Genomic DNA, 20,111 nt, shown 5'->3' with positions numbered 1-20,111 from the left:
CCAGAATGATACTAACCAGACCACCCATACCAGTCAATTTAACGCGGCGTGTTCAACATTCCATGGAACCAACAAAGCTTAACTTAGTGGTATTGCCATTCTGGTGGCCGGTCGCACCCAGGAAATGAGCAGCCCTTATCGCGGGCGATGAGTGCGGCTCGAATGGCCTTGGTGACGAGTCGTTCTTCGCGTCCGACGTCGAGTGGTTGGCCTTCGCTGTTCAACACGATGGGTGTGATGCCCGCGTCGCAGGCGAACTGCCGAATGGTTTGTGGGGTGATGAGTGCTCCGAAGTCGCCTCGGCCGAGGCCGATCTGGTCGCGGAGTTGTTCGTAAGAAATCGTGATCGCCAGGTGCGGCCGCCGGCCGCCGTCTTGGGGGAGTGTGTCTGAGTTGAGGATGCGGTGCGCCAACTCGATGAGCGCGTCGGCCCATCGCCGTGTGGCGGATCGGTTGTCGTCTTTTCCGGCGGGTTTCGCCAGTGGTGAGAGTGCTGCTTTCAACACTTCGGCGCATTCGGGTGAGAGTCGTCCGCGTAGGAGGATGGTGCCGTCGATGTCTTCGATCATGGAGAATTCCATGCGCTTGCGGGCAGCTTGCTCTTCCAGGACAACCTGTTCGGGCTGCAGGTGAGCCCTCGTCCGGAGGGCGAGCTTGCCGAGTTTCACGGGGTCGAAGCGGTGGGCTTCGTCCACGAGGAGTTGTTCGACGTCGGCGTGGTGCTCGGCTGGGAGTTTGTCGATGGTGGTGCGCACGATCTGTACGTGGTCTCGGCTGATCACGCCGTCGGCGAGTGCCTGCGCCGTGACGGGGAGCTGCGCTTCGATGGGTTGGCCGGTCAGTGTGGTGGAGCCGAACAGGGCGTTGGCGTCGGCTACTCGCCGTCGTGCGTCGGCGGGTGAGATCCGCACCGTGTCCCGCAGGAACGATGCCGTGGAGTAGGCGCCCATTTCTTTCGCGAGGCCTTGCTCATGGATTTCGTGGACGAGTTGAAGTCGCTCGTATTCGAGTTGTCGAATGTGGGTTTCGCGAGCCCGGAGCTCGTCGATGAGTTGCTGTCCCCTCATACCTCGATTCTACCCAATTCGACCGGCCACTATGGGGTGAATCGAAAGCAGAAAGGTGTGGCGGCGCGGTACGGGCAAAAGGCAGGCGGAGCCTGCCCGTAGCGCCAGCCGTTAGGGCCGATCGAGGCTCACAAGTCCAGGGCGAGCGAAGCGAGTCGCGTAGCGACGCCGTAGGCGCCCTTGACTTGTGAGTATCGGCCCGCACAATTCCGCGCCGCCACACCCCCAGTGCCACCCCAGGAGCCACCCCCACGCCGATGCATAGCGCGGAACTCGCCAGTGCACAGCGCGGAACTCGCGAACCTACGAGCCACCACCCAGCAGACCAAGCTTGAAAGCCTGTGCCACCGCGGCCGCCCGATCGTTCACCCCCAACTTCGCATACACATGCAGCAGATGCGTCTTCACCGTCGCCTCACTGATGAACAACTTCCGCGCCGCATCCTTATTCGTGCGCCCATCCGCGATCAGCCCCAGCACCTCCAACTCACGCGCAGACAACGGCTCCTTCGCCGGCGCCCGCATCTGCCCGATCAGCCGACTCGCCACCGCCGGCGACAACACCGCCTCACCCCGAGCCGCCGCCCGCACCGCACGGAACAACTCCTCCCGAGGCGCGTCCTTCAGCAGATACCCCGTCGCACCAGCCTCGATCGCCGGCAGCACATCCGAGTCCGTGTCATACGTCGTCAGCACGAGCACTTTCGCCGGATTCCCCCGCGCCGCCAGCTCCGTGATCGCCGAGACGCCATCGGCCCCGGGCATACGAAGATCCATCAGCACCACGTCCGGCCGCAGTTTCTCGGCCAGGGTCACCGCCTCAGTGCCGTCCGCCGCCTCACCCACGACCTCGAAGCCTTCGTCCACCGTGAAGATCCCGCGCAACCCGTCCCGAACGATCGGGTGGTCATCAGTGATCAGCAGCCTGATCGTCACCTGGACTGTCCTTCCTGGATGGAGGCGGAGGTGTCGATGGTGAGCAGCCCGTCCGGCGCGTGCGTCGGCGGCACGTCCTGCGGCGCCTCCAGCGCGGGCAGCGACGCGGAGATCGCCGTCCCACCGTCCACTTCGGACTCGATGCTGAGCGATCCGGCCAGCCGCTGCAACCGCCGGCGCATCCCGGTCAGCCCGAAGCCGCCCTGCTTTCCGTTGCCGGGCAACGAATTCTGGTCGAACCCCACGCCGTCGTCGCGCACGTCGAGCGTGATCTGATCCTCCATGTAGGACAGTGTCAGCCCGACCCGCGACGCCTGCGCGTGCTTGCCGACGTTGGACAGCGCCTCCTGTGTGACCCGCAGCAGCGTCGCCTCCAGCTCGGGGTGCATCGGCCGGGGCGTGCCGGTCGTGGTGAAGTCCGCGCGCACGCCGTGGATGTCCGACCACCGGCGCACGACGTCGGCCAGCGCATCGGGCAGCGGCGCGGCGTCCAGCGCCTCCGGGCTCAGCGCGTGCACCGAGCGTCGCGCCTCGGCCAGGTTCTCCCGGGCGAGCGCCGCCGCCGTATCCAGGTGCCGCTGCCAGCGCACCGGGTCGTGTTTGGCCTGCTCGGCGGCCTGCAACTGGGTGACGATCCCGGTGAAGCCCTGCGCAAGCGTGTCGTGGATCTCGCTGGCCAGCCGCTGCCGCTCGTCCAGCGCGCCGGCCTCTCGCGCCTGGGCGAGCAACTGCGCGTGCAGGCCGGCGTTCTCCTCCAGCGCGTCCTCGAGCTTGCGGTTCGCGTCCTCCAGATCATGGACGGCCTGCTTGCGCTTCTCGTTCTGCTCGCTGGTGCGGTAACCGAGGTAGGCGAACGCCCCGGCGACCGCGGCGTTCATCGCGAAGATGACCAGCCACGTCGCCAACCCGGCTTCCGGGAGCTTCTCCACACCGCCCACCTGTGCGGTCGCCATCAGGACCGCGGTAGCGCCGATTCCCGGGATCCGCCACAGGCCCCGCAGGCAGTCGAACGCGTGGACGTAGCCGACCCAGGCGTAGATCGCGAACCAGGGCGCGTCGGCGACAAGGGCCGCGCAGAAGGCCAGGAACCCGACGTAGTAGATCCCCATCAGGTCGGGACGGGTACGCGGCCATTCCGGGTGCAGCGTGTACCACCACATCGTCCACAGCGCCGCGGCCGGCGCGACCAGCACGACGCTGTGGAGGTGGCCGACCCTGTCCAACTGGAGCAGGGTGATCACGACCGATGTGGCCAGCAGGAGATAGGGGAGCGCCGCGAAGAGCTTGTTCTCCTGGCGCTCCCAGACGTCGAACCCGTTCTCCCGATCCACGGCGGTGACCGCGGCGTCGGGGTGGGGGGTCTTCATCGCACACTCATTCCCATTTGAACAGCTTGGCCGCCGCGGTCGCGGTGATCGCCGTCCAGGCCACCATGACCAGGACGTGCAGCAGCTGCGGCCAGCTGCCGCTCGCGGCGTCGGTCAATGATTGCACTCCGGCCCCGAGCGGCGTGAAGTCGGAGATGTTCCGCAGTACCTCGGGCATCGCGGCCCTCGGCAGCCACAGGCCGGCGAAGAACAGCGTCGGGAAGAACAGCACCTGGCCGACCGCGCCGGCCGCCTTGCCGCTGCGCACCACGGCGGCGATCAGCAGCCCGAGCGACAGCATGGTCCCCACGGTGAGCAGGTACATCAGGAAGTAGGCCAACGGCTGCTTGGGCAGATCCACGTCGAACACGAGCCGACCGATGGCGAGCAGCACCACGGTCACACCGATCGCCATGATCATGAAGACGATCAGCTGCGCGGCGAGCATCATCGACGGTCGGACCGGCGTGGTGGCGATCCGCCGCAGGATGCCGCGCTCCCGGTACATGGCCAGCTCGCCCGGCAGCCCGGACAGCGAGAACAACGCGATGGTCATCGAGATGACGATCGGCACGTACAACTCGATCGTGCGCGCGCCGCCCATGTTCGGGTCGGGCTCGCGGAAGGCCGGGATCGCGCCGAGCACGCACAGCAGCAGCACCGGGAACACCAGGATGAAGAACACTCCTGCCGGTTCCCGGAAGAACAGCTTCGCCTCGGTCGTGGTCAGCTTGGCCAGTCCGGTCATCGTCTTCCCCCTCAGTTGTCGATCTTGCGGCCGGTGAGCGCGAGGAAGGCGTCGTCCAGGCTCGCCTGTTCGACCCGCAGCTCCGCGGCGATGATCTGCTTGCGCGCCAACAGCGACGTCACCGCGTTGAGCGCGTTGCCGTTGCCGGTGACCACGATGTGCGAGCCGGCGCGCTGCACGTCGCACACGTCCGGCAGGTCCAGCAGCAGCCGCTCGTCCAGCGGCGCGGACGGCCGGAACCTGATCCGCTGCTCGTCGTCCACTGTGGACACGAGCCCGGCCGGGCTGTCCACCGCGACGACCTTCCCGGAGTCGATCACGGCCAGCCGGTCGCAGAGCCGCTCGGCCTCCTCCATGAAGTGCGTAACGAGCAGGATCGTCACGCCGGAGTCGCGGACGTTCTCGATCAGGCTCCAGGTGTCCCGGCGCGCGGCCGGGTCCAGCCCGGTGGTGAGTTCGTCCAGCACCGCGATCTTGGGGGTGCCGATCAGCGCCAGCGCGATCGACAGCCGCTGCTTCTGGCCGCCGGACAACCGGCGGAACTGCGTCTCCCTCTTCTCGGTCAGCCCCAGGATCTCCAGCAGCCGGTTCCAGTCCGCAGGGGAGCGGTAGAAGGAGCTGTACAGCTCCAGCGCCTCGCGCACCTTGATCTTGTCCGGCAGCTGGCTCTCCTGCAGCTGCGCGCCGAGCACTTCACGCAGTTCCGTCGAGTCGTCGGCCGGGTCGTGGCCCAGGACCGAGATCGATCCGCCGTCGCGGGTCCTGAGCCCCTCGATGCACTCGACCGTGGTGGTCTTCCCCGCGCCGTTCGGGCCGAGGATTCCGAAGATCTCGCCCTCCTCGACGGAGAACGACACCCCGTCCACCGCGGTGGTGTCCCCGTACCTCTTGACGAGGTCTCGTACTTCGATGATCGCCATGACAAGAAGAGTGCCGCCGAGACGGGTCCGCCGGATCGCCCGCGCGGCTACACGTCCAGGCGGCTCGGACTGACCGCCGGTCAACCGATCGGTTGACCCGGACCGTCCACTGGGGACAATGGCCGGGTGACCGACGACCTCGCCGAGCAGGCGCGCACGCTCATCGACGCCAACCGGTACATGGTGCTGGGCACCGTCGACCCGGACGGCCGGCCCAGGGTGTCACCGGTGTACTTCGCCCCGGACGGCTTCTCGCTGGTGTACTGGTTCTCCTCACCCGAGTCGCACCACTCGCGCAACATCGCCGAGCGCCCCGAGATCAGCATCGTCATCTTCGACTCGACTGCCGAGATCGGCGCCGGCCAGGCGGTGTACCTGATCGCCAGCGCCGAGCAGGTGCCCGACGACGAGCTGGAGTCGTGCCTGGACGCGGCCAACGGGCGACAGTTCGCCGGTCTGCGCGCGTTCACCGCCGACGAGTTGCGCGCGCCGGGCGACCTGCGGCTGTATCGCGCGCGGGTCAGCGAGCACGAGGTACACGTGCCGGGCCGGCATCCGGTGCACGGCACCGGCATCGACCGGCGCGTCGCGATCAGCCTCTAGTCACCGGCGAACGAGAGGCCCCGTTCGGCCAGCTCCGCGCGCAGGATTCGGATCGACTTGGGCCCGATCCCGTGAATCCGCAGCAGCTCGGCGGCACTGACGGCGGTCAGCTTGTCGTACCGGGTGTAGCCGTTCAGCGCCAGCTCGCGGCGCGCGACCTTGCCGATCCCGTGCGGAACTCGGTGGGCGTCTCATTGTCCATTGTGGATGTCCACTGTAGACCGTCAGAACGGAGGCCAGACCTCGAAGATGTGCTTGGCCGACAGCCACGCGCCGACGTCGTGCCGGAAGTGGCTGAGCTCCTCGAGCGTCTTGTGCACCGTGTGCAGCGCCAGGTTCGCGTCACCCGGCCGCAGCACCCGCCCGGCCACCGCCGCGGCGAACTCCTCGCACTGGACGATCCGCGCGGTCCGGCCGCCCATCGCCGACAGCCCGAGCAGCAGGTCGGTGGTGCGCCAGGCCTGGCCGGCGCGGTAGATCCGCACCGCGGTCAGCACGCTCGGCTCGCGGCGCGCGTGCCGGGAGCGTGGCCGCTGGTGGGTCAGCCGGAGGTTCAGATCCGGCAGCAGCCAGCTGACCTCGAGATCGTGGAACGGATCGTCGGGCGTGGGACATTCCACGCGCAGGCCCCACCGCTCGATCTCGCAGGTCCGCAGTCTCTGCACCGTGCCGGACGAATAGGTGCGAACCGCGGAAACCGGATCGATGATGTCGATCAGCTGAGGCGTGATGACCGTTCCCACGCCGCCAGAGCGTAGCGGTAACCGTGCGCCGCGTGATCACCGGCCGAGATTCGTTACCAAGCCGCTATTTGGGCGGCCACGTGAGATGGATCCCTTGCGGGGCAAGCCATTCGCCGACGTCGTACCCGTGCGACGCTAGCCCGTCGACCGTCCGGTTGACACGCTCCAGTGCGCGCTGGGCGGCGTCCGCGTCGATCAGCCCCGCCAGCACGGCGGCCAGGAGCTCGTCGGTGTCGAGTACCTCCAGCCGCCTACCTGTGTACACGGTGACGTCGAGGTAAAGGTCACGGGTGTGCCACGTCGGCCCGTCCCGCTCGATGTCCACGACGTCGACGTAGAAGTCCAACTCCTCCTCGTGCCCCGGGTGCCACCGCCAGTCGTTCACCCGTAGTCCCAGGTCAGGGAGCAGCCAGGACACCATGTAGCGCATCCGCGGGTGGCCGGGCATCGCGCGCGCCATGTACAGGCCGAAGTCGGTCATCCGGTACTCGTCGACCGCCCGCACGAACCCTTTCGGGTCGGTGTTGGTGCCGGCCTCGGTGTCGAACACCTCGACCTTCGGGCGGTGGATGTGGCGCACAGCCTCGACGTTCTCACGTGGGGCGGACAGGGGCACGGCGTCGCGAATAGCACTCATCGACGCCATCGTTCACATCCTCGATCACCCTCGCGACGTCTGTTCGTGCATTCCACGCGTCCGAACGGGTGAATGTGGATACGATCTCGCGCGTTCACGCGTTGATCACTGGACCCGAGGGGTGCCATGTTCGGGATCATCAAGCCCTGCAAACATCGGCTGTCGCCCGGATTGCGGCAGTCGTGGCTGGCTCACCTCTGCGGGCTGTGTCTCGCGCTGCGCGACGACCACGGCCAACTCGCGCGCTGTGTCACCAACTACGACGGCCTGGTGATCTCCGCGCTCGTCGAGGCCCAGTCGGCGAGTGGAGCGTCGGACCGCAGGCTGGCCGGGCCGTGCCCGCTGCGCGGCCTGCGCGTGGCGAAGGTGGCACAGGGCGAGGGTGCCCGGCTCGCCGCGTCCGTGTCGCTCGTGCTCGCCTCGGCCAAGGTGCGCGACCACGTGCTCGACGGCGACGGCCCGTTCCGCCGTCCCGTGGTGGCCGGCATGGCGCGCACGGTCGCCACCCGGTGGGCGCGCCAAGGCGGGGAGACCGGCTCGCGGATCGGGTTCGACACCGCCGTCCTGCTCGACGCGGTCACCCGGCAGGAACTGGTGGAGTCGGAGGTGGGGCTGGGCAGCTCGGTGCTGCTGGCCACCGAGCCGACCGAGACGGCGACCGCCGAGGCGTTCGCGCACACCGCGGTGCTCGCCGGCCGCCCGGAGAACGTGGCGCCGCTGCGCGAGGCCGGCCGCATGTTCGGGCGGGTGGCGCACCTGCTCGACGCGGTGGAGGACCTCACCGAGGACGCCGCCACCGGTGCGTGGAACCCGTTGCTGGCCACCCAGACCGCCTACGACGAGGCGCTGCGGCTGTGCAAGGACGCGGTGCTCGGCGTGCAGCTGGCCCTGCGCGAGGCGACCTTCGCCGACAGCGCGCTGGTGCACGCGCTGCTCGTGCACGAACTGCGCCAAGCCGTCACGCGGACCTTCGGCCACCTGCACGGTCAGCCCCAGGGACACGGGCAGGGACACGGCCACCGCCCACCGCCTCCGCCACGCCCGGGTCCGCCCCCGCCGCCCGGCTGGCGCCCGCCTCCGCCACCTCCGCCGCCGGGGTGGCAGCCCGGCCCGCCGCCGCCCGGCGGTCCCGGTGGCCCGGGAGGCCCCGGCGGGCCGGAGAAGCCCGAAGGTCCCAAGTGGGGCAAGCGCCGCGGCACGGCGGCCGGCTGCGGTATGGCGTTGCTGCTGTGCTGCACCTGCCAGTACTGCTGCGCGGACCCGTACATGGATCCGTGGACCGGCGAGCCGAAGTCCGGCTGGTGCCACAACTGCGACTGCGACTGCTGCAGCGGGTGCGACTGTTGCGATTGCTGCAGTGACTGCGACTGCTGTGGCTGTGACTGCTGACCGTCCGGCCCGGATCGGCGAGGTCACCGTGGACGGCCGGCGGCTTCGCGGGGTGCGGTTCGCGCTGCGGCAGCGGCGGCTGTTCATGGTCGTGGTCTCCGTGCTTGGCGTGCTGTTCCTGGTCTGCGCCGCCGTGCTGCTCAAGGGCGTGATCGTCGACAACGAGGTGCTGTCCCTGATCGGCGTCGCCCTGCTCGGCACACTCGGCGTCGTCTTCGTGTGGGTGCCCGTGAGGCATCTGCTGACCGGGCGCGGCAACCCTCGGTCGATCACGATCGCGGAGGACGGCGTGGTGATCGCCATGATCGGCGGCACGGCGCTGCTGACCTGGGAGCGGATCGAGGACATCGCGCCGAGGACCCACCTCGCCGGCAGCACCACTGTCGAGGGCATCGGCTTCACCGTGACGCCCGAGGAGATCCCGGCGGGTGCGTCCAACTGGCGGAAGTCGATGGCGGGCCTGCGCGCGAAGAACCCGCCGTTCGTGGGACACCGCGAGTTGCGGCACGATCCGGGTGTCGTGCTCACCGCGCTGCGGTTCTACTGGCGCAACCCCGAGGCGCGCGATGAGCTGGACACGGACGCCGCACCGCGCCGGATCGTCACCCTGCCGCCGATCTGAGACTGTCGGAGGGCGCGCGTAGCCTCGTTTGCGTGGCACCAGAGAACCAGGTCAGCAACACCGTCAAGGCGTACTCGGAGTTCCGGCCCATTGGCGACATTCCGCGCCGGGCGGGCCGGTTCCGCATGGTCAGCGACTACCAGCCGGCGGGCGACCAGCCGCAGGCCATCGACGAGTTGGAACGGCGGGTCACATCCGGCGAGCAGGACATCGTGCTGCTCGGCGCGACCGGCACCGGCAAGTCGGCGACCACCGCGTGGCTCGTCGAGCGCCTGCAACGGCCGACACTCGTGATCGCGCCGAACAAGACGCTCGCCGCCCAGTTGGCCAACGAGCTGCGCGGGTTCTTCCCGGACAACGCCGTGGAGTACTTCGTCAGCTACTACGACTACTACCAGCCTGAGGCCTACGTCCCGCAGACCGACACCTACATCGAGAAGGACTCGTCGGTCAACGAGGACGTGGAGCGGCTGCGGCACTCGTCCACCTGGAGCCTGCTGTCCCGCAGGGACGTGATCGTGGTCGCGTCCGTGTCCTGCATCTACGGCCTCGGCAACCCGCAGGAGTACCTCGACCGCACGATCGCGCTGCAGGTCGGCCAGGAGGTCGAGCGGGAGACGCTGCTGCGCGCGCTGGTCGACATCCAGTACACCCGCAACGACGTGGCGTTCGCACGCGGCACGTTCCGGGTGCGCGGCGACACCGTCGAGGTGATCCCCGCCTACGAGGAGCTCGCCGTGCGCATCGAGTTCTTCGGCGACGAGGTCGAGGCGCTGTACTACCTGCACCCGCTCACCGGTGACGTGATCAGGCAGGAGCAGGTGCTGCGGATCTCGCCGGCGACGCACTACGTGGCCGGGCCGGAGCGCATGGAGCGGGCGATCGGCGGCATCGAGTCCGAGTTGGAGCAGCAGCTCGCGAAGATGGAGAAGCAGGGCAAACTCCTTGAGGCGCAAAGACTTCGCATGCGCACCCAGTACGACGTCGAGATGATGCGGCAGGTCGGGTTCTGCTCCGGCATCGAGAACTACTCGCGGCACATCGACCACCGTGACGCCGGTTCCGCGCCGGCCACGCTGCTCGACTACTTCCCGGAGGATTTCCTCCTCGTGGTCGACGAGTCGCACGTGACGGTGCCGCAGGTGGGCGGCATGTACGAAGGCGACGCGTCCCGCAAGCGCACGCTCGTGGAGCACGGTTTCCGGCTGCCGAGCGCCATGGACAACCGGCCGCTGACCTGGGAGGAGTTCCAGGATCGGATCGGCCAGACGGTGTACCTGTCGGCGACGCCGGGCCCGTACGAGATGGAGCAGGCCGGCGGCGAGTTCGTCGAGCAGGTGATCCGTCCGACCGGGCTGATCGACCCCGAGGTGATCGTCAAGCCGACCGAGGGCCAGATCGACGACCTGGTGCACGAGATCCGCACGCGCGCGGAGAAGGACGAGCGGGTCCTGGTCACCACGTTGACCAAGAAGATGTCGGAAGACCTGACCGACTATCTGCTCGAACTGGGCGTCCGGGTGCGCTATCTGCACTCCGAGGTCGACACCCTGCGGCGGGTGGAACTGTTGCGGCAGTTGAGGTTGGGCGACTACGACGTGCTGGTCGGCATCAACCTGCTGCGCGAGGGGCTGGACCTACCGGAGGTGTCCCTGGTGTCCATTTTGGACGCCGACAAGGAGGGCTTCCTGCGCAGTGGCACGTCGCTGATCCAGACGATCGGCCGCGCGGCGCGCAACGTGTCCGGCCAGGTGCACATGTACGCGGACCGGATCACCGACTCGATGCAACACGCCATCGACGAGACGAATCGCAGGCGTGCCAAGCAGATCGCGTACAACACCGAGAAGGGCCTCGATCCACAGCCGCTGCGCAAGAAGATCGCCGACATCCTCGACCAGGTCTACAACGAGGCCGAGGAGGGCGCCGTCCCGGTCGGCGGTTCCGGGCGCAACGTCTCGCGCGGCAAACGGGCCGCGGGCGAGCCGGGCGGCGCGAAGAGCTCGGGTGTGTACAACGAGAAGGACATCTCGAACATGCCGCGCGCGCAGCTCGCCGACCTGGTGCAGCAGCTGACCGACCAGATGATGAACGCCGCCCGCGAGCTGCAGTTCGAGCTCGCCGCGCGGCTGCGCGACGAGATCCACGATCTGAAGAAGGAACTGCGCGGCATGGACGCGGCCGGTGTGAAGTAGGCACCGGTGCGGCTCGAGGATCTGTTCGACGGCGACCTGCTCGCGGAGATGACCGCGGGCAGGTATGTACGCACGGAATCGCATCCGACACTGCCGCTCACCATTCTCAACTACACGGAGAAAGCACAGTACGAACGGGTGTGGAACGCGGTCACCCGGACGTGCCGAGGGCTGATCTTCGACCACGGAACGGGCGAGGTGGTGGCGCGTCCCTTTCCGAAGTTCTTCAATCATGACGAGCCGGGTGTCGCATTCGATCCGGGCGAGAAATGCGTCGTCACGGACAAGGCCGACGGTTCTCTCGGAATCGTCTACGGCACGCCGGACGGTGTCGCCGTGGCCACTCGCGGGTCGTTCGTGAGCAACCAGGCGCGACACGCGACGGCGGTGCTGCGGGCGCGCTACCCGGACTGGCGGCCGCCCTCTGGCGGAACGGCGCTGTTCGAGATCATCTATCCGGAGAACCGGATCGTCGTCGACTACGGCGCCTTCGACGATCTCGTGCTGCTCGGCGTTGTCGACATCGACACCGGCGACAGCACGTCGGGCCAGAACTCGGTCGGCTGGGCAGGACCGATCGTGGAGTCGTTCGGATACCGCACCTTCGCCGAGGCGCTGGCCGCGCCGGCGAGGCCGGGGCGTGAAGGGCTGGTCGTGCACTTCGCGTCCGGCCTGCGCGTGAAGATCAAGCAGAACGACTACGTCACGCTGCACCGCCTGCTCACCGGGTTCACCGCGCGCCGGCTGTGGCAGCGCGCGGCCGTGCACGCCATCGCCGCCGCCGACGCGAACGTGCCGGCCAAGCGGATCGCGCAGGCGCTCAAGCTGGACCCGGCCGACGTGGACGGGATCATGGCCGACCCGGACTGGCGTGCCACGATCCGGCGGATCGCGCCGGAGGAGTTCACCGACTGGATCGACACGACGATCGCCGATCTCGCCCGTCAGGTGCGCGAGCTGATCGTGTCCGTCGAGCATGACCTGGCCGGGCTCCGCGACCTGCCGAGAGCCGAGGTCGCCGCGCGCGTCAAGGACCACCCGCACAAGAGCATGGTGTTCGCCGCGCTCGACGGGCGGTCGCTCGTGCCGCAGGCGTGGGCGCACGTGCGGCCGGAACACGAGCAGCCCTATTTCGCACGGCCGGAGGAAGCGGAGTGAACACCGACGAGTTCGTGGCGTACTGCCTCGCCAAACCGGGTGCCCAGGAAACGTATCCATGGGGCGAGGAGGAAATCGTCGCCAAGGTGGGGGACAAGGGGTTCGCGTTCATCGGGCTCAGCGGTGGCAGCGCCAGCCTGAAATGCGGCCGGAATTCCGAAGAAGCCGCCGAATGGCGGGAACGGTACCCGGACGACGTCACGATCAGCGCCTACATCGGGCGATACGGCTGGAACTCCGTGCGGTTCGAGGGCGGAATTCCGGACGACGAGGTGCGCGAATTGGTCGACCGTTCCTACGACGAGATCGTGTCGAGGTTACCCAAGGCGAAGCGCCCCTGAACCGGCGAACCGTTCCGCAACGAACCGGCTGATCACCTCGGTCAGCCGGGCCGGCCGGAAGCGCAGCTCGAACGGGCTGTCCGCCTCCACGAACGTCGCGTCGGCCATCTCCGAGGCCAGCATGTCCGCGTCCCCGAACGGGTGCACCGGATCGCGCCGGTGGCCGATCACCAGTGCCGGCGTCTCGATCTCGTGTCGTATCGACTTGGGCGGCGCCACCCGTCCGAAGAAGATCCCGGTCATAGTCGCCACCATGGGCTCGGGCCGCTGCTGGAGCGTGTCGGTGACGACGTCGACCCACTGCTGCCCGCGCGGGACCTTGCCGGCGGCCCAGGCGAGCGCGGAGACGGCCGACGGCACGAACCGCGCGGTGAGCAGGATCGGCGCGAACGCGATCAGGCCGGCCACGACCGCGTTGTCCAGCACCGGCATCTCGACCACCAGCCCGTGCAGCCGATCGGGCGCTGCCACCGCCACCTCGAGCGACACGTTCGCGCCGAGCGAGGTCCCGCCGACGACCGCGCGCGGCACGTCGAGGTGTTCGAGCAGCGCGACGACCTGCTGCGCCCACGCGGTCATCGAGTAGTGCCACGGCGAGGTCGGGCGATCGGACTCCCCGTGCCCGAGCAGATCGAGTGTGACGACGCGGAACCCTTGCGCCGCAAGGGTTCTGGCCAGTGGCACGTGCATGCGCCTCGTCATGAGCTGGCCATGCAGAAGTACGACGACCGACTCGCCTTCGCCGTGTTCGGTGTACGCCAGGCGGTGTCCGTCGACCGTGAACGACGAGCCGGTCTCGGTCACCGCGGGTATCGCTGTGTTCGTTGCCATCCCGGTGAGGATCCCACGGAACGGTGGAACCGGGCGCCTGTCAGTCGGCCCGGTGCTTGCTTTGTTGCTTCGGCGACTCGGCGTCCGTGTCCGCCGCGTTCGCGCCGTCGGCGGCCGCGGCCTCCTTCTGCGAGTCGGCCGGCTCGACGCGGACGGCCATCTCACGGAGCAGCTCGTCGAAGATGGGTGTCGCCGCCACGCTCTGTGTTGCCATGCCTTCCCTCCCGAGAAGTCCCCAAAACTCGGTCCAACCCTATTGTCCAAGCTTGACAGACGTTTCGAGGACCCCGTTACTTCTGTCCGTCACACGAAAGGTGGAAACCGGTAACCGGTCGGCTACCACTAGGAGTAGTCATGGCCGAGGCTGTTCGCCGTCCGGGCCGCGTCGTAGGCCAGGATGGGACCCATGACCGACGAGCTGGAAAACCTGGTCTCCCTGCGTGTGCGGCGCACCGAGCATGTCGCCGAGGTGACGTTGCTCGGCCCCGGCAAGGGCAACGCGATGGGCCCCGACTTCTGGCGTGAACTACCGATGGTGTTCCGCGCCCTCGACGCGGACCAGACCGTCCGCGTGATCATCATCACGGGCAGCGGGCCCAATTTCTCCTACGGGCTGGACCTTCCGGCGATGATGCCGAGTTGGGCCGAGCTGCTCACCGGCGACGGGCTGGCCGCGCCGCGCACCCACTTCCTCGCCGAGCTGCGCACCATGCAGGCGGCGGTGAACTCGATCGTGGAGTGCCGCAAGCCGGTGATCGCCGCGGTGTCCGGCTGGTGCATCGGGGGCGGTGTGGACGTCATCGCCGCGGCCGACATCCGGCTCGCCGACGCCACCGCGAAGTTCAGCGTGCGCGAGGTCAAGGTCGCCATCGTGGCCGACCTCGGCAGCCTGCAGCGGCTGTCCGGGATCATCGGCGAGGGCCACCTGCGCGAGCTGGCCTACACCGGCAAGGACATCGACGCGGCGCGCGCCGAGACGATCGATCTGGTCAACGACGTGTACCCGGACCAGGAGGCGCTGCGCGTCGCCGCGAGCGAACTGGCGGCCGAGATCGCCGGCAATCCGCCGCTGGTCGTGCAGGGCGTCAAGGACGTGCTCGGGGTGGACCGCGAGCAGCGGGTGGCCGCCGGGCTGCGCTACGTCGGGGCGTGGAACTCCGCGTTCCTGCCGAGCAAGGACCTCGGTGAAGCGGTGCAGGCGTTCCTCGAACGGCGCCCACCGACCTTCGGCGGTCAGTGACGCCGTTCTGTGACACACCTCTCGGCGACGTCCGCTGACCGTTGATCGCACGCGCGTGGCGCGCGCCCGTACTGGAACGGAACTGTCAGTGCTTGCGTCCACACTGTGGACAGCGGTTAACGGAGCACACCCGGTGCCCGATGCCCCTGATGGAGGTAGGGGAAGAAAATGATTGCCAAGGCAGACACAGCCCAGAGGTTGGCCCAGTTGCCCACGATGCCGTTCAGCGTCGTGTGGAGCCAGGGCCACGCGTACGTGCTCGAAGGGCACGGGCGCCCGCGCTGGGTGGGCCTGGACAGCCGTCGCCGGCCACAGGCGCTCACCAGCGACGACATGCGGCGTCGCGGCTGGAGCCACCGACCCGCCCGCTGACCCTCTGTTGTGGCAGGCTGATCCGGTGTCCCAGGCGTCCGAAGCGCGCACCGACGGCCCAGAGAAGGGCCCAGTCGACGGCCCGGCCGGATCCGAGTTGTCCGACCGGCTGCTGACCGTCCCGAACGTCCTCAGCATCATCCGGCTCGCCGGCGTGCCGCTGTTCCTGTGGCTGCTGCTCGGCCCCAAGGCGGACGGCTGGGCGCTCGCCGTGCTCGTCGCCAGCGGCATCACCGACTGGCTCGACGGGAAGATCGCCCGCTGGCTCAACCAGGCCAGCAAGTTCGGCGCCATGCTCGACCCGGCCGCCGATCGGCTGTACACCGCCGCCACGCTGATCGCGTTCGTGATCAGGGACATTGTGCCGTGGTGGGTCGCCGCGCTGCTCGTGGCCCGTGACCTGATCGTCGGCGCGTGCATCTGGCTGCTCGGCCGTGCCGGTTTCGCGCCGCCCGAGGTCACCTACGTCGGCAAGGCGGCCACCTTCAACCTGATGTACGCCTTCCCGCTGCTGCTGCTCGCCCAGGGCGGCTCGACGGCGGCCACGATCGCCCGCCCGATCGCCTACGCGTTCGCGATCTGGGGCGGCGCGCTGTTCCTCTGGTCGGGATGGCTCTACGTGGTGCAGACACATGCGGCGTTGCGCGGGGCGCGCACGTAAGCTCGTCGCGAACTGATCGCGAGCCGCGCACCGCTGCGCGGTTACCCGAAGGGGCACACGAGTGGCAGAGGCACCCGAGCAGCTGAAGTACACCGAGGAACACGAGTGGGCCGAGGTCAAGGGCGACACCGTGCGGATCGGGATCACCGACTACGCCCAGCAGCAGCTCGGTGACGTCGTCTTCGTCCAGCTTCCCGAGGAGGGCAAGGAGTTCGCGGTCGGCGACTCGGTCGGCGAGATCGAGTCGACCAAGAGCGTCTCGGAGCTGTACGTCCCCGTCGCGGGTGAGATCACCACGGTGAACACGGCGCTGGACGCCTCGCCGGAGCTGATCAACAGCGACCCGTACGGCGAGGGGTGGATCTTCGAGGTCAAACCGTCCGACGGAATCGACGGTCTGCTCGACGCCACGGCGTACAAAGCGTTGACGGACAACGAATAACGAGTCGCGGTCGGCGACGGCCGGCCACCGCTGGAACCGGGGAGCCCCCGTCCGGCACCGGACGGGGCACGGTACGTTGACAGAGTTCAGCGCTTCATGACCACCAGGAGGAGAGCTCAGGTGAGTACGAACGACGGGCCCGGTGTTCCGCCGGAGAAGTCACCGGAACGTACCTCCGTCTTCAAGGCTGACTTCCTGTCGGAGGAGGCCCCCGAGGCGCCCGCCCCGGAGCCGAGTGTCGCCGGTGTGGACGCGCTGCCGTCCGGGTCGGCACTGCTGGTCGTCAAGCGCGGCCCCAACGCGGGCTCGCGGTTCCTGCTCGACCGGGACACCACCAGTGCGGGCCGCCACCCGGACAGCGACATCTTCCTCGACGACGTCACCGTCTCGCGCCGGCACGCGGAGTTCCGCCGTGAGGGCGGCGAGTTCGTGGTGATCGACGTGGGCAGCCTCAACGGCACGTACGTGAACCGGGAGCCGGTCGACCAGGCCGTGCTGGCCGGTGGCGACGAGGTGCAGATCGGCAAGTTCCGCCTGGTGTTCCTGACCGGCCCCGGCGCTTAGGCGGCCCTGGTGACGGCGGCCGGGCGCCCTGCGCGTGACGGGCTGAGCATCGGTTCGGTGCTCACCCAACTGCGCGGGGAGTTCCCCGACGTCACCATCTCCAAGATCAGGTTCCTCGAGTCGGAGGGCCTGATCCAGCCTGGGCGCACACCGGCCGGGTACCGGCAGTTCAGCGCCGCCGACGTGGAGCGGCTGCGTTTCGTGCTCGCGGCACAGCGCGATCACTACCTGCCGCTGAAGGTGATCAAGGAGCAGCTCGACGCGGCCGCGGCGGGGGAGCGGCAGGAGACCGCCGGCCCGCGCCCGCCGCGCGCGCTGGTGTCGGTGCGCACCGAGGCGGGCACGCCGAGCCCGGACGAGTTCGCCGACACACCCACCCGGCGGCTCACCCAGGAGGAGCTGCTCGCCGAGTCGGGCATCGAGCTGCCGATGCTGCGCGAGTTGGAGCAGTACGGCCTGATCCGACCGGGTGCGGCGGGCTTCTACGACACCGAGTCGGCGCTCGTGGCGAAGACCGTGCGCCGGATGACCGAGTTCGGCATCGAGCCGAGGCACCTGCGCGCCTTCCGTGCGTCCGCCGACCGGGAGGTCGGGCTGCTCGAGCAGATCGTGACGCCGATGTACCGCCAGCGGGATCCGGAGTCGCGCGGGCGCGCCGACGAGGTGTTGCGCGAGCTGGCCTCGCTGTCCGTCGCGCTGCACACCACACTTGTCAAGGGCGGACTGCGCCGGGTTACCGGAACGTGAACTCCGGTCCACATGGTGGGTGTGATCATTTGCTGACCGGTCGGCAGGGTAGCGTCGTTTCCGGATCGTCACGTTGATCGTTGTCTGATGAGACAGCATTGAATTCGTGTGGCGGGTAGCGTCGAGGTTGTCGATGCGCGATCCTCGAAGCAGTGGACCGCTGAGCGCGAGCGAGCGGAGGGAGGCGAGCCCGATGAGCGAGATGCGCGTCGTAGGCGTGCGGGTGGAGCTGCCTCAGAATCAGCCGATCTTGCTGCTGCGTGAGACCGAAGGTGAGCGGTACCTCCCGATCTGGATCGGATCGGTGGAGGCGACCGCGATCGCCCTGGAGCAACAGGGCGTGCGGCCTGCCCGGCCGCTGACCCATGACCTGCTCAAAGACGTGATCGGCGCACTCGGGCGCGAGCTCGAGCAGGTGCGGATCACCGATCTGCGCGAGGGCACCTTCTTCGCCGAACTGGTGTTCGACGGCGACATCCGAGTGTCCGCGCGGCCGAGCGACTCCGTCGCCCTGGCGCTGCGCGTCGGGGTGCCGATTCACGCCGAGGACTCCGTTCTCCAGGAGGCCGGCCTGGTCATCCCGGACGAGCAGGAGGACGAGGTGGAGAAGTTCCGCGAGTTCCTCGACTCGGTCTCGCCGGAGGATTTCCGAGGCGCCGACACCTGAGCCAGGTGGCCCAACTCTCAACCTGAAGTCGAGGTTCGGGACGGGCTTGCCCGCGCGTCGCGTTGACCACCTCGCGCCCCAGTCTTACCGTCATCGGTAAGCGAATCGCGTCGGTGTGATTCACGGTGCCAAACCGGGTGCGCACCGAGGCGAGGGGAGGCAGGCGTGCACGAGGAACGACCGGTCGGGGCTGAGCACGACAGGCACGACGAGGCCGCTGGCGAACAGGGTGAACTGTTCCCGGACGCGTCGGCGCCGGACGAGCTCGTCGGCTACCGCGGCCCGGCCGCCTGCCAGATCGCCGGCATCACGTACCGGCAGCTGGACTATTGGGCCCGCACCGCGCTCGTCCAACCGACCATTCGCACCGCGCACGGGTCCGGCTCGCAGCGGCTGTACTCGTTCAAGGACGTGCTGGTCCTCAAGGTGGTCAAGCGCCTGTTGGACACGGGTGTGTCGCTGCAGAACATTCGCGTGGCCGTTGAGCACCTGCGCCAGCGCGGGGTGCGCGACCTGGCCAAGATCACGCTGTTCAGCGACGGCACCACGGTGTACGAGTGCACGTCGCCCGAGGAGGTCGTGGACCTGCTGCAGGGCGGCCAGGGCGTGTTCGGCATCGCGGTGAGCGGCGCGATGCGCGAGATCAGCGGCACCATTCACGAGTTCCCGGCCGAGCGGGCCGACGGCGTGGACGAGCCGATCGCGCCGATCACCAACGACGAGCTGTCCCGCCGCCGCGCCGCCCGCAACGCCGGTTAGCTCACGTACGGCGTGGTGGTGCCGATGCGGGTGAAGCCGTTGCGGGCCAGGATCGGGCGGCTGTCCGGCATGGCGTCCACTCGCAGGTAGCGGAACCCGCGCTCGATGGCGCGCTTCGCGCGGAAGGTGACCATCGCGCGGTAGATGCCCCGGCCGCGCCACTCCGGCAGAGTGCCGCCGCCCCACAGCCCGACGAAGTCCGTGCCCAGTTCGTACTCGCTGCGGCACGCCGACACCGGCTTCCCGTCCGCCAGCGCGAGCACCAGATCGAGCGTGTCCGGCGCGGTGGCCCGCTGCGCGAGCAGCGCGTCTTCGATCGCGGTGTGGTCGCCGCCGAACACCTCTTCGTGCACGTCGACCGCCGCGCGAATGCCGTCGTCGTCGTTGGCCAGCACCAGCTCGATCCCGTCCGGCACGCCGAACTCCGGCAACGCGTTCGCCTCGGCGATCATCAGCGCCTCCTCGCCCTCGGGGGTGAGCCCGGCGGCGGCCAGCCGGGCCGGAAGATCGGCCGGGCGGTCGTGCGCGTAGTGCTTCCACTCCCAGGAGCGGTCGAGCCCGGCGAAGTAGGCCGCCTGCTCGGCGATCACGCCGTCCGCGTTCTGCTCGTCCAGATCGGACCAGAGGATTCCGCACCAGCTCGGGCCGATCTCGCGGACCACCCGGTCGGCGCGCTCGATGCGCACCTCCGGCCTGGCCGTCCGGGCGTTGCGGCGGAGCTGGTCGTCGAGCCGTTCGAGTACGGTCTGCGGGTTCAGTGGTGTTGGCACGGCCACAGTCGACCGACTCGCGGCCGGCCTGGCAACCGATATTCGAATGCCACGGGGTAGGCTTGTCCGGTAGTCGCCGACCCCACGCGGGAGAGTTCGGGCAGGTCACAGCCTGGCCCGGCGCCGAAGGAGCAATTCCTCCCCGGAACCTCTCAGGCACCCAGGACCGCGCGGGCGAGATGCCTCTGGAAAGCGGATCTCCTTGTCACAGCGAGGAAATCCCGCCGAAGGTGCAAGCCAGGCCGTGGCCGGGCGAAGCTCTCAGGCACCCGTTCGCGGGTACGGACAGAGGGGGAGGGCCCAATGATCGAGAACCGATCACCGTGGCCCGA

24 protein-coding genes and 2 riboswitches are annotated in these 20,111 nt (G+C 68.6%); of the genes, 14 read left to right on the top strand and 10 right to left on the bottom strand.

Annotated features, from left to right (window positions below):
• Nucleotides 1–83 precede the first annotated feature (83 nt).
• From EV193_RS32110 to EV193_RS32090, 5 genes are all read right to left on the bottom strand, one after another.
• Complete coding sequence (locus EV193_RS32110) at nucleotides 84–1,067, bottom strand: DUF222 domain-containing protein (protein WP_130348721.1); 984 nt, start codon at nucleotides 1,065–1,067, stop codon at nucleotides 84–86.
• Between the two features lie 303 nt (nucleotides 1,068–1,370).
• The gene (locus EV193_RS32105) at nucleotides 1,371–2,003 is read right to left on the bottom strand and encodes a response regulator (protein ID WP_130348720.1); all 633 of its coding nucleotides are present in this window, start codon (nucleotides 2,001–2,003) and stop codon (nucleotides 1,371–1,373) included.
• Nucleotides 2,000–3,370 carry a sensor histidine kinase gene (locus tag EV193_RS32100; RefSeq protein WP_130348719.1) on the bottom strand — a complete coding sequence of 457 codons (1,371 nt, stop codon included), beginning with the start codon at nucleotides 3,368–3,370 and terminating at the stop codon, nucleotides 2,000–2,002. The genes EV193_RS32105 and EV193_RS32100 overlap by 4 nt, the downstream gene beginning before the upstream one ends.
• A gap of 7 nt (nucleotides 3,371–3,377) precedes the next feature.
• On the bottom strand, nucleotides 3,378–4,118 hold the full coding sequence (locus EV193_RS32095; protein WP_130348718.1) for an ABC transporter permease: 741 nt from the start codon (nucleotides 4,116–4,118) through the stop codon (nucleotides 3,378–3,380).
• Between the two features lie 11 nt (nucleotides 4,119–4,129).
• The gene (locus EV193_RS32090) at nucleotides 4,130–5,038 is read right to left on the bottom strand and encodes an ABC transporter ATP-binding protein (RefSeq protein WP_130348717.1); all 909 of its coding nucleotides are present in this window, start codon (nucleotides 5,036–5,038) and stop codon (nucleotides 4,130–4,132) included.
• Nucleotides 5,039–5,164: 126 nt separating this feature from the next.
• Here EV193_RS32090 and EV193_RS32085 point away from each other — a divergent pair, with 126 nt between their 5' ends.
• Nucleotides 5,165–5,641 (top strand): pyridoxamine 5'-phosphate oxidase family protein, encoded by a 477-nt coding sequence (locus EV193_RS32085; protein WP_207222897.1) that lies wholly within the window; start codon nucleotides 5,165–5,167, stop codon nucleotides 5,639–5,641.
• Nucleotides 5,642–5,865: 224 nt separating this feature from the next.
• Here the strand turns inward: EV193_RS32085 and EV193_RS32080 are convergent, their stop codons facing one another.
• On the bottom strand, nucleotides 5,866–6,384 hold the full coding sequence (locus tag EV193_RS32080; protein ID WP_130348716.1) for a ribonuclease FAU-1 family protein: 519 nt from the start codon (nucleotides 6,382–6,384) through the stop codon (nucleotides 5,866–5,868).
• A 64-nt stretch (nucleotides 6,385–6,448) separates the two neighbouring features.
• Nucleotides 6,449–7,021, bottom strand: a complete 573-nt coding sequence (locus EV193_RS32075; RefSeq protein WP_130348715.1) for a ribonuclease FAU-1 family protein — start codon at nucleotides 7,019–7,021, stop codon at nucleotides 6,449–6,451.
• Between the two features lie 126 nt (nucleotides 7,022–7,147).
• Here EV193_RS32075 and EV193_RS32070 point away from each other — a divergent pair, with 126 nt between their 5' ends.
• From EV193_RS32070 to EV193_RS32050, 5 genes are read left to right on the top strand one after another with little or no spacing between them, the layout of a single operon-like run.
• Nucleotides 7,148–8,410: a DUF5685 family protein gene (locus EV193_RS32070; protein WP_130348714.1), complete on the top strand. Its 1,263-nt coding sequence runs from the start codon at nucleotides 7,148–7,150 to the stop codon at nucleotides 8,408–8,410.
• On the top strand, nucleotides 8,400–9,032 hold the full coding sequence (locus EV193_RS32065; RefSeq protein WP_130348713.1) for a hypothetical protein: 633 nt from the start codon (nucleotides 8,400–8,402) through the stop codon (nucleotides 9,030–9,032). The genes EV193_RS32070 and EV193_RS32065 overlap by 11 nt, the downstream gene beginning before the upstream one ends.
• A gap of 32 nt (nucleotides 9,033–9,064) precedes the next feature.
• Nucleotides 9,065–11,227, top strand: a complete 2,163-nt coding sequence (uvrB, locus tag EV193_RS32060; protein WP_278044242.1) for an excinuclease ABC subunit UvrB — start codon at nucleotides 9,065–9,067, stop codon at nucleotides 11,225–11,227.
• Nucleotides 11,228–11,233: 6 nt separating this feature from the next.
• Nucleotides 11,234–12,385 (top strand): RNA ligase, encoded by a 1,152-nt coding sequence (locus EV193_RS32055; protein ID WP_207222896.1) that lies wholly within the window; start codon nucleotides 11,234–11,236, stop codon nucleotides 12,383–12,385.
• The gene (locus EV193_RS32050; RefSeq protein ID WP_130348711.1) at nucleotides 12,382–12,726 is read left to right on the top strand and encodes an MmcQ/YjbR family DNA-binding protein; all 345 of its coding nucleotides are present in this window, start codon (nucleotides 12,382–12,384) and stop codon (nucleotides 12,724–12,726) included. The genes EV193_RS32055 and EV193_RS32050 overlap by 4 nt, the downstream gene beginning before the upstream one ends.
• Here EV193_RS32050 and EV193_RS32045 read toward each other — a convergent pair.
• Both EV193_RS32045 and EV193_RS33575 read right to left on the bottom strand, forming a co-directional pair.
• The gene (locus tag EV193_RS32045) at nucleotides 12,703–13,557 is read right to left on the bottom strand and encodes an alpha/beta fold hydrolase (protein WP_130348710.1); all 855 of its coding nucleotides are present in this window, start codon (nucleotides 13,555–13,557) and stop codon (nucleotides 12,703–12,705) included. The genes EV193_RS32050 and EV193_RS32045 overlap by 24 nt on opposite strands.
• Nucleotides 13,558–13,597: 40 nt before the next feature.
• Nucleotides 13,598–13,771, bottom strand: a complete 174-nt coding sequence (locus EV193_RS33575; RefSeq protein WP_165401581.1) for a hypothetical protein — start codon at nucleotides 13,769–13,771, stop codon at nucleotides 13,598–13,600.
• A 192-nt stretch (nucleotides 13,772–13,963) separates the two neighbouring features.
• Here EV193_RS33575 and EV193_RS32040 point away from each other — a divergent pair, with 192 nt between their 5' ends.
• The 8 genes from EV193_RS32040 (at nucleotide 13,964) to EV193_RS32005 (ending at nucleotide 19,009) form a co-directional block, all read left to right on the top strand.
• Nucleotides 13,964–14,797, top strand: coding sequence for a crotonase/enoyl-CoA hydratase family protein (locus EV193_RS32040; RefSeq protein ID WP_130348709.1), 834 nt, complete (start codon nucleotides 13,964–13,966; stop codon nucleotides 14,795–14,797).
• Between the two features lie 207 nt (nucleotides 14,798–15,004).
• Complete coding sequence (locus tag EV193_RS32035) at nucleotides 15,005–15,169, top strand: RNA methyltransferase (protein WP_242613825.1); 165 nt, start codon at nucleotides 15,005–15,007, stop codon at nucleotides 15,167–15,169.
• A 97-nt stretch (nucleotides 15,170–15,266) separates the two neighbouring features.
• Entirely contained in the window at nucleotides 15,267–15,830 is a 564-nt protein-coding gene (gene clsA, locus EV193_RS32030) for a cardiolipin synthase ClsA (protein WP_130348734.1), read from the top strand.
• A gap of 61 nt (nucleotides 15,831–15,891) precedes the next feature.
• Nucleotides 15,892–16,272: a glycine cleavage system protein GcvH gene (gene gcvH / locus EV193_RS32025; protein ID WP_130348707.1), complete on the top strand. Its 381-nt coding sequence runs from the start codon at nucleotides 15,892–15,894 to the stop codon at nucleotides 16,270–16,272.
• 120 nt (nucleotides 16,273–16,392) lie between these two features.
• Nucleotides 16,393–16,836, top strand: a complete 444-nt coding sequence (garA, locus tag EV193_RS32020) for a glycogen accumulation regulator GarA (protein WP_130348706.1) — start codon at nucleotides 16,393–16,395, stop codon at nucleotides 16,834–16,836.
• A gap of 9 nt (nucleotides 16,837–16,845) precedes the next feature.
• Nucleotides 16,846–17,583, top strand: a complete 738-nt coding sequence (ftsR, locus tag EV193_RS32015; RefSeq protein ID WP_165401580.1) for a transcriptional regulator FtsR — start codon at nucleotides 16,846–16,848, stop codon at nucleotides 17,581–17,583.
• Nucleotides 17,584–17,776: 193 nt separating this feature from the next.
• Nucleotides 17,777–18,250, top strand: coding sequence for a bifunctional nuclease family protein (locus tag EV193_RS32010; protein WP_130348705.1), 474 nt, complete (start codon nucleotides 17,777–17,779; stop codon nucleotides 18,248–18,250).
• Nucleotides 18,251–18,415: 165 nt separating this feature from the next.
• Entirely contained in the window at nucleotides 18,416–19,009 is a 594-nt protein-coding gene (locus EV193_RS32005; protein WP_130348704.1) for a MerR family transcriptional regulator, read from the top strand.
• Here the strand turns inward: EV193_RS32005 and EV193_RS32000 are convergent.
• A complete protein-coding gene (locus EV193_RS32000) occupies nucleotides 19,006–19,779 on the bottom strand; it encodes a GNAT family N-acetyltransferase (RefSeq protein ID WP_207222895.1) in 774 nt (257 codons plus the stop codon). The genes EV193_RS32005 and EV193_RS32000 overlap by 4 nt on opposite strands.
• Before the next feature lie 77 nt (nucleotides 19,780–19,856).
• Nucleotides 19,857–19,958, top strand: a riboswitch (glycine riboswitch).
• A riboswitch (glycine riboswitch) is annotated at nucleotides 19,959–20,078 on the top strand.
• The last annotated feature ends 33 nt before the right edge of the window (nucleotides 20,079–20,111 follow it).

Origin of the sequence: Herbihabitans rhizosphaerae (assembly GCF_004216555.1) — a bacterium.
GTDB classification, from domain to species: Bacteria; Actinomycetota; Actinomycetes; order Mycobacteriales; family Pseudonocardiaceae; genus Herbihabitans; species Herbihabitans rhizosphaerae.
The sequence above is the reverse complement of the archived record's forward strand: the minus strand, read 5'-3'. Positions and strand labels throughout refer to the sequence as shown.